Genomic DNA, 12,278 nt, shown 5'->3' on the forward strand with positions numbered 1-12,278 from the left:
CTCGGCGCAGCGCTCTCTTGAAAGAGCGCCAGGCGGAAGGGACTGGCTGAAACAAACTGCTCTTTCGTCATCCCATGGCTTGACCATGGGGTCCATGCCGTTGCCTTTCCCAAGACAAAAGCCGAATTCAAGGCAAGGTCACGGCATGGATTGCTGGGTCAAGCCCTGCAATGACGAAGCAAAAAGGGATTGCAAAACCGCGCCCCATGACGAAGGGGCGCGGCATGCTTTGTTTATCAGTTCAGGTCCGCGTCACGCGCACCGTTGACGTCGGCTTCAGCCGCGGCCACGGCTTCTTCCAGGGCGCCGAAGATTTCGCCGCCACGGGTCACGTTGTCCTTGAACCAGGCATAGACCGGGGTCGCTGCTTCCTTGAAGGCGGCCTTCTGTTCCGGGGTCGGAACATAGAGATCGCCGCCACCGGCAACAAAGTCTTCATAAGCCTGGATCGACTTGCGCTTCGGCGAGGCGAAGGTGGCCTGCTGCAGGGCATAGAACCCGTCAACAACAACGCGGCGCATGTCTTCCGGCATGGACAGGAACTTCTCGTTGTTCATCCACCACAGGGCGCCCATGTAGGCATGGCCGTCCAGCGTGACGTATTGCAGGCCGGCATCCGGGAACTTCATGCCCATGATGTCGGTGATACCGTTCTTAGACCCTTCGACAACGCCGGTCTGGAAGGAGGTGAACAACTCCGGCCACGGAATCGGGGTCGGGGAGGCCCCAAGGGCCTTCACCAGTTCCTGCGGCAGGTCGGCGACGACGGTCCGGATCTTCAGGCCTTCCATGTCGGACGGGTTGGCGATGCGGCGCTTGGTGTTGGCGAAGTTCCGCCAGCCGCCGGTATTGCCGATGGTCATCAGACGGATCGCGTTGTCGCTGTCCTCAAGCGCCATGTCACGCATGGTGCGGGTGAACTGACCGGACAGAACATGTTCGGCGATCCGGTCATCGCTCATCATGTAGGGCAGGTCGAGAACCTGCACATACGGGAAGATGCCCGATGCGCCGCCCGAGGTGGAGATGTAGATGTCGATCGCACCGCCGGCAACGCCCTGAAGGCACTCCGCGCCGTTGGAGCAAAGCTGCGTGCCGATGAAGAGTTCGACTTCGATGGCACCGTTGGAGGCGGCTTCGACGAAGTTCTTGAAGACGACGAGACCGTCATAGTCTTCGTCGTTCTCGTTGGAGTTGGCCGTTGCGCGCAGCGTGTAGTCCGCGGCGGCAGCGCTCAGTGCCGAGCCGGCGAGCATCGCCGCGACGGTGAGTGATTTCAGGGCAGTTTTGAGCATGTGGTTCCTCCCTTGGGTAAGCTCAAATCAGTTGGCAAATCCGGTCAGACGCGGGATCGTCATGGACAGTGCCGGGATGTAGGTGATCAGGAAGATCACGGCGATCTCCACCGCGAGAAACGGCAGAATGGCTTTCGCAATGGTCTCGACCCGTTCCTTTGACACCGAGGCCGCAACGAACAGGACCAGTCCCATGGGTGGCGTCGCCAGACCGATGGTCAGGTTGACGCTCATGATGATGGCGAAGTGGATCGGATCGACGCCCATTTCGATGAAGATAGGGCCGAGGATCGGGCCGAGAATGATGATCGCCGGGCCCGCGTCCAGGAACATGCCGACGATGAACAGGAGCAGGTTGATCAGGAACAGCAGGATCAGCGGGTTCTCCGACAGACTCAGCACGAAATCGGCCATGATCTCCGGGGCGTGACTGAGGCTGACCACCGTCTTGAAGGCCATGGCTGCGCCGACCAGCAGAAGCACCACGGCGGAGGTGATGCCGGCGCGGTTCAGGATGCCCGGCAGGTCCTTCATCTTGATGGAATGCAAGACGAAGAAGCCGATCAGGAGTGCATAGGCAACGGCAACCGCAGCCGCCTCGGTCGGTGTGAACACACCGATCAGGATACCGCCCAGGATGATGATCGGCGTCTGCAAAGGAGCAACCGCCTTTTTGCAGACCGTGCGGAAATCCGCCGAAACCGCACCGCGCAAGCTGATCAGGATGCCGTGTGAAACTGCCAGGAGCACCAGGAAGAGGATCATGCCCGTCAGTCCGGACAAGTCGACGAAGAGTGTCGCCACCATCATCAGAAGGGTCGCCAGATTGAGCCGCAGCAGCAGCAGGGAAACCCAGTATTCAACCGGGGCCATCTTCTGTCCGGGATTGACGATTCGCTGGGCCTTGGGCAGGTCGTACTTGTCGGCCATCAGGCGGACCACCAGCATCAGGCCGACCCCGACCATGACGCCCGGTACAATCCCCGCCAGGAACAGTGCTGCAACACTTTCCCCCATGACATAGGCGTAAATGATCATGATGCCGGAGGGCGGAATGATCGGGCCGATGACGGAGGAGGCCGCGGTCACGGCCGCAGCAAACTTGCGGGTGTAACCCTGTTTTTCCATGGCCGGGATCAGCATGGATCCGAGCGCGGAGGTATCGGCGACCGCGGAACCGGACAGGCCGGCAAATAGCATGGAGGACAGGATGTTCACATGGGCGAGACCACCGCGCAGATGCCCCATCAATGCTTGCGAGAATTCGACCAGGCGGGTGGTGATGCCACCCTTGTTCATCATCTCGCCGGCGAGCATGAAGAACGGAATCGCCATCAGAGGAAAGCTGTCCATGCCGTTGTAGACGTTACGGTAGAGCAGCGTGATGTCGCGTTCCTGGCCGTTCAGCCACAAGAGCATGCCGGGTGCGGCCAGAAGGCCGAAAAACACCGGCAGGCCGATCATCAGGAAAACGAGAAAGACGGGAAGAAACCAGATCAGCATCAGTCAGCTCCCGCCATGTCAGCATCCGGAATGACAGGCAGCCGCTCGCCGCCACCGAGTGCCGAAATAAGATTGCGCAGGATCAGCTCGATATTGACGAGCACCAGCAGCACGACACCGACAAAGAGCGACATCATCATCCAGCTGCGCGGGACGCGGATCCATTCCGACAGGGTCAGGTTTCCGGGAACATAAAGCGAGGCGGTGGCAAACTTGCCGCCGAAGCCGGTCACTTCGGCATAGCCGATCTGAACGGCGATCACGAGAACGGCAAGGGAGATCAGGAGGAGCAGAAGGGAAAGCAGGTTTCCCAGCATGCGCGGCAGCGCCATGGGCAGCATGTCAATGGCAACAAACCCGCCGCGCCGAAAGGCAGTCGGGGCCATCAGACCGGTCATCCAGAGCATGCAGAACCGGGCGGCTTCGTCCGGCCAGGGCAGGGCGTTGTTGAACACATAGCGGAAAACGACCTGAATCAGGATCGCAACCACCATCAGGGCCACGGCAACGATGCCGATCCAGCGGCCGATGCGCAAGAGATGCGAATTCAGCCAGTCGAGCGGCGCAAGGGCCGCCAGCAATATGCCCATCAGGGCTCCTCCCTAGATCGACCGGCCTGGTCCCGCAATCGCAGTCATGCCGGTCTTTTGAAGGTGCTGGAGCTTCGTCCAGTTCGTCCGGACTTGTTGTGCCCCAACACCTTCGTTCCGAGCGGGCCGTTCACCGGCCCGCTTTCCCCCTCACTCTGGCGCGATTTGACCCAATTTGCCCGCAAAAAACGTAAGGGCATCGCCATGGCGCATTTCCGCCTGCATCACCTGGCCCAGAACGATCAGATGATCGCCGCCCTCATAGGCCGCAAAACGCTGGCACTCGAAGCGCGCCAGGCAGTTCTCGATCAGCGGCACGCCCCTGTCGTCAATCCGGTGCGGCAGCTGGTCGAACGCATGCGCGTTGCGCACGAACCCGTTGCAGACCTCCGCCTGATGATGGCTGAGCACGTGGATCGCGTAATGTTCAGCCGTTTCGAAGTAGCGGAACCGGCGCGAACCCTTGTCCGGCATCCACAGCACCAGCGGCGGATCCAGGGACACGGAAGAGAAGCTGTTGGCCGTGATCCCGACCGGACCGTCCTCCGAGTGGGTCGTCACCACGGTGACCCCGGTGGCGAACCGCCCGAAGGCGTCGCGCAGGAGACGCGTATTGTCCGTGTCAGGCTCGAATGTGACGGGATGATTGGCATTCTGCATGGTCATCAGGGCACCTCTTGTCCAAGGGCCGCCTCGTAAAGACGGTACCAGGTTTCGCGGTCCAGGTTGACTTTCAGGGCATCGGAGATCCGGGAAATCCGGTCCAGATTGTTGGTGCCCATGACCGGCATCAGCTTTGCCGGGTGTGCAAGCAGGAAGGCGACCGCCACCGCGGAACGGTCAACGCCGTTTTCCAGTGCGAGTTCATCCATGACCTTGCCAAGCGCTCCACCCTCGGTGATCAGGTCGCCGCCGCCAAGCGGGGACCAGGCCATCAGTTTCGTGCCGAGACGCTGGTGGAAGGCGAGATCGCCATTGGTGAAGGGTGAAATCTCCTTCAGCGAAATCTCGATCTGGTTGGTCACAAGTTTTGCCGACATCGCCGACTGCAGCAGCTCCCAGTCCCAGGGACGGAAATTGGAAACGCCGACATTCCTGACCTTGCCGCTCTTGATCAGGTCATCGAGCGCGGCGCCGGTCTCATGGTGGTCCATGAACGGGTCCGGGCGATGGATCAGGAGAAGATCGACGGTTTCGATCCCCATGTCGCTGAGCGAGAAGTCGACAGCCCGCTCGATATGGGCCCGGGAAGTGTCGTAATGTTTCACCTTGGCATCGGCATAGCGCCCCATCGGCGCGACGATGTCGCATTTGGTGACGATTTCCATGCGGTCACGAAGCGCCGGGTTGGCCTTCAGTGCACCACCCAGCACGGCTTCCGCCGCGTAGCCACCATAAATGTCGGCCTGGTCGAAAGTGGTAATGCCCTGGTCGAGGCAGGACTGGATCTTTTTCTCCACATACGCGGGCGAGGTATCCGTGTCGTCACCAAGACGCCACATGCCGTAGATCAGGCGGGAGAATTCGAGAGTGTCGGAGAGACGGACGCGTTCCATTAACGACGGACTCCATTGCCAAGCGGGGTTGCTGGGGTTTCGGCCGGAACGCGGCCATAGGCGTGCGGAAGCGAGCAGGTCTTCAGATTCGGCAGGACACGCGCGCCGAAATGCTTGGCTTCCTCAAGGTGCGGATACCCGGAGAAAATGAAGGCGCGGATGCCCATCTTCTGGTAGCCCTCGATTTTCGACATCACCTGGTCGGTCGAGCCGACAAGCGCGGCCCCGCAGCCGGAGCGCGCCCGGCCGACACCTGTCCAAAGGTTCTGCTCGATATATCCGAACTCGTCCGCGACCTCGCGGTTCTTGGCCTGGTGGCTGACGCCGAGCGACTTGGCGTCAAGCGCCCGTTCGCGGATGGCCGTGCCCTGATCGTCATCCAGCTTGGAGACGATATAGTCGGCATATTCCTGAGCTTCCTTTTCCGTGTCGCGGACGATCATGTGAACGCGCAGACCATAGTCGAGCGTGCGGTTGTAGTTTTCGGCGACCGCGTTGACCGCTTTCATGCGGCCTTCCAGCTCTTCCATCTTTTCCGGCCACATCAGGTAGACATCGCAATGCTGGCCGCACAGGTCGAGCGCCGCAGGGGAGTATCCGCCGAAATAGAGCAGGGGGCCGCCAGTCTGGTAAGGCCGCACCGGGTCGGTGGTGAGACCCTTGAAATTGTAGATCTCGCCTTCGTAGTTGATCTCGTCCCGGGTCCAGGCCTGTTTGAGGATCTCGACCACTTCGCGCGAGCGCTGGTAGCGGTAGCCGCTGTCTGCCTGCTCGCCCGGGAAGTCGGAGGAGATGATGTTGACGGTCAGGCGCCCCTTCAGCATGTGATCGAGCGTCGCGATGGTTCGCGCCAGCATGATCGGCTGCATTTCTCCGCAGCGCACAGCGGCGAGCAGGTTGATTTTTTCGGTGATCGGCGCGCAGCCGGCAACAAAGCTGAGCGTGTCCTGGCCCACCTGGTAGGAAGACGGGCACAGGATGTTGCGAAAGCCCTGGGCTTCAGCGGTCTTCACGATCGAAGAGCAATGCTCCCAGGAGGAGCGCAGGTCGCCTTCGGGAACCCCCAGAAACTGATAGTCGTCGGAACACAGCGCGGCGAACCAGGACACCTCCGCTGCATCAAGATCCGGTGACGTGACTGGGACTACTGACATGAAGGACCTCCCTTGGCGCTGCCCTTGCGGCGCAGCGGCGCCCCATTGCAGCCCTGGGAATGCAGGGTGGGACGCATGTGCTTTCGTTTGTTTTCGAATGGCTTCATTTCGCCGTCGATTTCCACTTGCATATCACCCGATTTGATGTAAATCAATAGTGTATCAATTTTGAAAAACAGGCAACCGAAATCGCCATGCCAACCGCCTCGCAGTCGCCAAATGCGCTGCCGCTCTATGTGCAAATAAGTGAACTCTTGATTAGGGATATCGCCGCCGGCCGCCTGATTGACGGCGAACGTCTGCCGCCTGAACGGGACATGGCGGAGGAGCTTGGCATTTCCATCGGTACCCTGCGCAAGGCCCTGGCCGATCTTACGGAAAAAGGCTTACTGGAGCGGATTCAGGGTTCGGGAAATTACATACGTCAGGGTGGGACCCAGGCGAGTGTCTACGCCATGTTTCGCCTCGAGCTTCTGTCCGGAGGCGGATTGCCGCGGGCGGACATCCTGACGGTCGACCGGATGGCAAAACCGGGTGAACTGCCGACCTTTGGCACGAGCAACGAGGGAACGCGCATCCGGCGTCTCAGATACCTCAATGACGTGATGATTGCGGTCGAGGAGATCTGGCTCGACGGCAATGCAGGCGTCGTCAAACGCGACCTCCTGTCCGATTCGCTTTACCGCTACTACCAGAAGCAGCTCGGTTTCTGGATTTCCCATGCGGAGGACAGGGTCACCATCGGTGCCTTGCCCGACTGGACACCTGAAGCGTTTCAGAAACCGGCAGGCACCCTCACGGGATACATCGAACGGTACAGCTGGGCCGACCGGCCGGAAGCCGTCGAATATTCGCGAACCTGGTTTGACACGGACCGGGCGCATTACGTTCAGCGACTGAAATAGGCAGGCCGACAAGCCGCCTCACAAGGAGAAGAAAATGCCTGCGAAGGTAAGATACGGTGTCATTGGCTGCGGGATGATGGGGCAGGAACACCTGCGCAACATCGCGCTCCTGCCGGACACCGAGGTGACGGTGATTTTCGAACCGGATGCCGAGATGGCGGCAGCTGCCGCGCAATTCGCGCCAGGCGCCCGGTTTGTGGCCTCGGTCGCGGAGCTGCTGGACGTCGAGGCGCTCGACTGCATTCTGATCGCCAGCCCGAACCATTGCCATGTGCCGCAGATGGAAGAAATCCGCCAGAAACGGCCGTTGCCGCTGCTGGTCGAAAAGCCGCTCTTCACGGATCCCAAGGACATTGCCGAACTCGAAACGTTCAAGGCGAACTATCCGGCACCTGTCTGGGTGGCCATGGAATACCGTTATATGCCGCCAATCGCCGCCCTGATCGAGCAGGCGGAGGCGGCAACCGGCGGCATCAAGATGCTGACGATCCGCGAACACCGTTTTCCGTTTTTGGACAAGGTCGGCGCCTGGAACCGGTTCAACAAGTATTCCGGCGGCACATTCGTCGAGAAATGCTGCCATTTCTTCGATCTGATGCGCCTGATCATGAAGTCGGAACCGGTGCGCGTGATGGCGTCAGCCGGACAGGACGCCAATCACAAGGACGAAATGTATGACGGCGAACAGCCGGACGTGCTCGACAATGGCTACGTGATTGTCGATTTCGAGAACGGCGCCCGCGCGATGCTGGAACTGTGCATGTTCGCCGAAGGCTCCCGCTACCAGGAAGAGGTCGTTGCCCTCGGACCTGACGGCAAGATCGAAGCCTTTGTGCCGGGCCCTGGACGGTTCTGGCCGGAAGATCTTGGCGAACCGCCGGTACCGCAGCTGGTGGTCTCGCCGCGCCACCCCAAGGGACCGCGCCAGATCGATATTCCTGTCGATCCGACCATTCTGGATGCCGGCGATCACAATGGTTCCACCTTCTATCAGCACGAAGGGTTCGTTGCCGTTGTGCGCGGCGAGAAAGCGCATCCCGAAGTGACCCTCACTGACGGCCGCCGGGCGGTGGAAATGGGGCTTGCCGCCCAGCAATCCGCGCGGACCGGTCAGGCCGTTTCGCTTGCCAGTCTGAAGCTTTCCTCGGTTGCTTGCTGAAAAGCGGTGTTTCCTCCGAGGTGACTTGCCGGCGTGACAGGATCACGCCGGCATTTTTCATTTTCCTTCGCGTTCGCTACCAGCGTGTTGTTCTGGGAGCGCTGTTGACCGCGTCCGTGCTGAACCCATCGCGTCCGCGGCGCATGTTGAGCGCGCGGATCGGCACCTTGTATTCCCGGCCCGTGTCGGATTTTCGGCATTGTTGGGTGCGATAGGCAATGTTGTCCGGAACACCTCTCGTGTTCTGCACCAGCACGCAGAAAACATCATAGCGGCCATTGATCGGCACGTCCCGGCGTGCGCCCTGGGCGACAATAACCTGCCGATGGCGGGTGAAGCCATTGTCAAATAGCAAGAAATTACAATATTTGGCGCTGCCGTTCGGACCGCGTGTGCTCTCACAAAAAAAGATTTCCGCGTCTGCAGACGTGGGAGGGGCGATTGCGAAAATCGCAGCCAGCCCCGAGAAGATGAGGCTGGTAGCCACAAAGCGGCGTAGTTCCGTCATGTCGTCGATCTCCGGGCGTGAAGCGCAATCCTGTCGTGTCAGGTTGCATTCAGTTTGTCACTATACGTAAGATCTGCATGTGACGCGCCGCACAGGGAACAGACGCGCCGCGTGTTATTTTCATCGGTTCGGAAAACCGCTCTGCCAGCCCGCAAATTGCCATGGTGCAAGATCAGTGTGGCCCGGACCCCAAGTCGATTGCCACTGGAGAGCCACCATGCGCAAGACGGTTTCCGTTGTTCTGTCCTCAGCCCTGATATTGCAGACGGTTTTTGTAAATGGCGTGTTCGCGGCGCCTGCCGTGACAACAGCGAATGTCAATTTCCGCCAAGGACCAGGCACCGGCTACGGTTCGCTCGGAACCGTTCCGTCCGGAACGCCGGTGGAGCTTGAAAACTGCGACGACAACGGTGCGTGGTGTTCCGTCAGTTTCAACGGCCAGAACGGTTTCATCAGCGGGCAGTATCTGCAACTGAGCGAAGCGGAGAAAACCACCGGCTGGCCGCGGTCCTTCCAGACAGACGCCGGCGCAACACTGGTGCTCTACCAGCCGCAATTCACCGAATGGGACAATTTCAAGACCCTGAAGGCGCTGGTGGCCGCCGAATACATCAAGGACAAGGACGCCAAGCCGGTGTTCGGTGTGATCGGTGTCAGCGGTGAGACCATCGCCGACCCGCAAAGCGGTGAGGTGGATGTCAGCAAGATCCAGGTGACACAGCTTGATTTTTCCGCCCTTGACCGTCAGTCGCTGACGGATCTGTCGCTGCAGGTCGGCAAGATCATGCCCACCGGCACGGTCACGGTGAAGGAAGATCGCATCACGGCAGGCCTTGCCGAATATCAGCGCATGGATGATGTCCAGGGCCTCAATGCCGAGGCTCCGCCGATCTTCATCTCCACCGAGCCGTCCATTCTTGTCCAGACCGAAGGCGCGCCGATTTTCGCCCCCGTCAAGGGCGATCAGGGACTGAGTTTTGTCGTCAACACCAACTGGGACATTCTCAAGGTGGACGACACGGAAGAGCTATATCTGCGGGATGAAAAGTCCTGGATGAGCACAAAGGATGTCTCCACAGGATGGCAGCCCGTCTCCGAACTGCCTGACCTGATCAAGTCCCTGCCGGATGACGACAACTGGAAGGAAACCAAGGAAGCCATTCCGGGGGAACCGTTCCCGGATAACAAGCCGCCGAAGGTGATCTATTCCGACAAGCCGGCAGAAATGATCGTGTTTGAGGGGGAGCCCAAGCTGGAGCCGGTCGCGGGCACCGATCTGGAATGGGCCTCCAACACGGACAGCGATGTCTTCTTCCTGAAGTCGACCTCGACCTGGTACATTCTTGTCTCCGGCCGCTGGTTCAAGTCCGCCTCGCTGGACGGTCCCTGGGAATTCACCACGCCGGACATGCCCTCCGACTTCCTGAACATTCCGGAAGATGCGCCGTATTATTCGGTGCGCTCGTCCATTCCGGGCACATCAGAAGCCTCGCAGGCGCGTCTGAAGGCCAGCATTCCGACCACCGCGCGTGTCGAAATCGGTTCGGTCAGTGCTGATGTCGCCTATGCGGGCGATCCGGAATTTGAGCCCATCGAGGGCACGTCCATGTCCTATGCGGTCAACACAAGCGACCAGGTGATCCAGGTCGGAGCCAAATACTACGTTCTGCAGGACGGTGTCTGGTTTGTCGGCGACAGCCCGGAAGGACCGTTTGAGGTCGCGACTGCCGTTCCGGACGAGATCTACACGATCCCGCCATCGTCGCCTGTCTACAACACCACCTATGTGCGGATCTATCAAAGCGAACCGGAAGCCGTCTGGTACGGCTACACGATGGGTTATCTGACCGGCTTCCTTGCCTGGGGCGTCTTTGTTTATGGCACCGGCTACTATTACCGGCCCTGGTACCGTCCGGGTTTCCGGCCGATCTACTATCCGCGTCCCGTGACCTACGGCATCGGTGCCTACTACAATCCCATCCGCGGCACCTACGGTCGCTACGGTTACGCCTATGGCCCGCGGCGCGGTATTGCCGCCGGCGGCATCTACAATCCGCGGACAGGCGGCTATATCCGCGGGGCTGCCATCAGCGGCCCGCGCGGCAGCGCAGGGTTCATCACCGCCTATAATCCGCGCACGGGGAACCGGATCGTCGCCGGCGGTGCCCGAGGTATTTATGGCTCCTGGGGCGGGGCAGTCGTGTCCGGCCCGCAATGGGCCCGCACAAGAGACCTGCAGTCCGGGGCGGTCAATCGCTGGAAACAGGACGGTGATCTGGGCCGGGTGGCCAATCTCGACCGGCGCGGCGACGTTTTCGCCGGGCGGGACGGGTCGGTCTATCGCCGCGACGGCGACAACTGGCAGCGTTTCGAAGGTGGACGCTGGAGCGGTGTCGATGCGCCGTCCCGTGATCAGATCTCGGATCGCATGGGAGACATTGGCGCCGGGCTTGCTGGTGGGGCAATCGGTGCCGGGGCAGGGGCGGCCATTGCCAACCGTCCGGCAGGAGACCGTGTGCAGAACCGGCCCAATGCAGGCAACCGTCCGAATGCGGGCAATCGGCCGACCAACCTGCCGGCCGGTCAGCGTCCCAACGTGCAACGGCCCGCACAGCAGCCGAATGTGCAGCGTCCGGCCCAACGACCGAATGTTCAAAGACCGGCCCAGCAACCGGCTCAGCGGCCCGCAACGCGGCCTGCGCAGCGTCCACAACAGGCGCCGGCACACCTGAACCGGGACCGCAGGGCCCGTGACGCCGGCAACCGCCAGGTCAACCGCCAGCGCAACGTCAACCGTTCCCGCCCGCAACAGGCCCGTCCGCAACAGGCGCGGCCGAATCGCGGCGGTGGCGGTCATCGCCGGGGGGGCGGCGGCCGTCGGCGGTGACGCAGAAGAAGGAGTGCATCATACACTCCGCTTCATCCTGCGGAAGCGCGTCAGCGCTGTCTTGACGAACCGGACACTTGTTTTGGACTGTTTGGCCCATCCTTCGAGACGGGCCAGACGGCCCTTGTCAGGATGACGAGGTTTGCTTGCTTGCGTTACTGATCGCGCGGGCCGTGTGAAGGCCTTCAAATCGGCAGGTTTCGCGCGTCCGCGATGGCTTCCATGGTCATGTAGGAGGTGACCGTGTCCAGGTCGACCTTCTCGATCAGGCGCTGATAGACCCGGTCGAAGGCGTTCATGTCCTCGACCACCACTTTCAGCATGTAGTCGTAATCGCCGGCGATCCGGTAGAAATCGATCACGTTCGGGATCGAGGTGACTTCACTTCGAAAGGTCTCCAGCCAGTCCTTGGAATGGTGCCGTGTGCGGATCATGACGAACACGGTCAGGTTCAATCCAAGTTGTTCCGGATCGAGCCGCACCGTGTGACTTTCGATCAGGCCGCTTTCATAGAGTGACTTGAGGCGCCGCCAACAGGCATTTTGCGAAAGACCGACCTCTTCGGCGAGCTCACGTTGCGACAACCTGGCATCGCGTTGCAGTGCGCGCAGAAGGGCGCGATCAATTTGATCGAATTTTTTCTCCATGTCAGATCAAATGACACAAAAATTCGAATTGGGCAATCGAGATAGGTGAGGATTCCTGATCCTTCTGGGTCGTA

The 12,278-nt window shown here is 60.5% G+C and carries 11 protein-coding genes; 3 read left to right on the forward strand and 8 right to left on the reverse strand.

Annotated features, from left to right (window positions below; all coding sequences use genetic code 11):
* Positions 1–236: 236 nt before the first annotated feature.
* The 6 genes from dctP to CHH27_RS01900 form a co-directional block, all read right to left on the reverse strand.
* A complete protein-coding gene (dctP, locus tag CHH27_RS01875; protein ID WP_094070066.1) occupies positions 237–1,295 on the reverse strand; it encodes a TRAP transporter substrate-binding protein DctP in 1,059 nt (352 codons plus the stop codon).
* Positions 1,296–1,322: 27 nt separating this feature from the next.
* The gene (locus CHH27_RS01880; protein ID WP_094070067.1) at positions 1,323–2,798 is read right to left on the reverse strand and encodes a TRAP transporter large permease; all 1,476 of its coding nucleotides are present in this window, start codon (positions 2,796–2,798) and stop codon (positions 1,323–1,325) included.
* Positions 2,798–3,388 carry a TRAP transporter small permease gene (locus tag CHH27_RS01885; RefSeq protein ID WP_094070068.1) on the reverse strand — a complete coding sequence of 197 codons (591 nt, stop codon included), beginning with the start codon at positions 3,386–3,388 and terminating at the stop codon, positions 2,798–2,800. The genes CHH27_RS01880 and CHH27_RS01885 overlap by 1 nt, the downstream gene beginning before the upstream one ends.
* A 150-nt stretch (positions 3,389–3,538) precedes the next feature.
* Positions 3,539–4,054 carry a flavin reductase family protein gene (locus CHH27_RS01890; RefSeq protein WP_094070069.1) on the reverse strand — a complete coding sequence of 172 codons (516 nt, stop codon included), beginning with the start codon at positions 4,052–4,054 and terminating at the stop codon, positions 3,539–3,541.
* Positions 4,054–4,944, reverse strand: a complete 891-nt coding sequence (locus CHH27_RS01895) for an aldo/keto reductase family oxidoreductase (protein WP_094070070.1) — start codon at positions 4,942–4,944, stop codon at positions 4,054–4,056. The genes CHH27_RS01890 and CHH27_RS01895 overlap by 1 nt, the downstream gene beginning before the upstream one ends.
* Positions 4,944–6,098, reverse strand: coding sequence for an LLM class flavin-dependent oxidoreductase (locus CHH27_RS01900; RefSeq protein ID WP_094070071.1), 1,155 nt, complete (start codon positions 6,096–6,098; stop codon positions 4,944–4,946). The genes CHH27_RS01895 and CHH27_RS01900 overlap by 1 nt, the downstream gene beginning before the upstream one ends.
* 194 nt (positions 6,099–6,292) lie before the next feature.
* Here CHH27_RS01900 and CHH27_RS01905 point away from each other — a divergent pair, with 194 nt between their 5' ends.
* Positions 6,293–7,003: a GntR family transcriptional regulator gene (locus CHH27_RS01905; RefSeq protein WP_094070072.1), complete on the forward strand. Its 711-nt coding sequence runs from the start codon at positions 6,293–6,295 to the stop codon at positions 7,001–7,003.
* Between the two features lie 34 nt (positions 7,004–7,037).
* Positions 7,038–8,162, forward strand: coding sequence for a Gfo/Idh/MocA family protein (locus tag CHH27_RS01910; RefSeq protein WP_094070073.1), 1,125 nt, complete (start codon positions 7,038–7,040; stop codon positions 8,160–8,162).
* A 76-nt stretch (positions 8,163–8,238) separates the two neighbouring features.
* On the opposite strand, the gene CHH27_RS01915 is transcribed toward CHH27_RS01910, so the two are convergent.
* Positions 8,239–8,670: a hypothetical protein gene (locus tag CHH27_RS01915; RefSeq protein WP_094070074.1), complete on the reverse strand. Its 432-nt coding sequence runs from the start codon at positions 8,668–8,670 to the stop codon at positions 8,239–8,241.
* Positions 8,671–8,887: 217 nt separating this feature from the next.
* Here CHH27_RS01915 and CHH27_RS01920 point away from each other — a divergent pair, with 217 nt between their 5' ends.
* Positions 8,888–11,557, forward strand: a complete 2,670-nt coding sequence (locus tag CHH27_RS01920; RefSeq protein WP_094070075.1) for an SH3 domain-containing protein — start codon at positions 8,888–8,890, stop codon at positions 11,555–11,557.
* A gap of 185 nt (positions 11,558–11,742) precedes the next feature.
* On the opposite strand, the gene CHH27_RS01925 is transcribed toward CHH27_RS01920, so the two are convergent.
* Positions 11,743–12,204, reverse strand: coding sequence for an Lrp/AsnC family transcriptional regulator (locus tag CHH27_RS01925; protein WP_094070076.1), 462 nt, complete (start codon positions 12,202–12,204; stop codon positions 11,743–11,745).
* Between the last annotated feature and the right edge of the window lie 74 nt (positions 12,205–12,278).

This window comes from Labrenzia sp. VG12, assembly GCF_002237595.1.
Taxonomy (GTDB): Bacteria; Pseudomonadota; Alphaproteobacteria; order Rhizobiales; family Stappiaceae; genus Roseibium.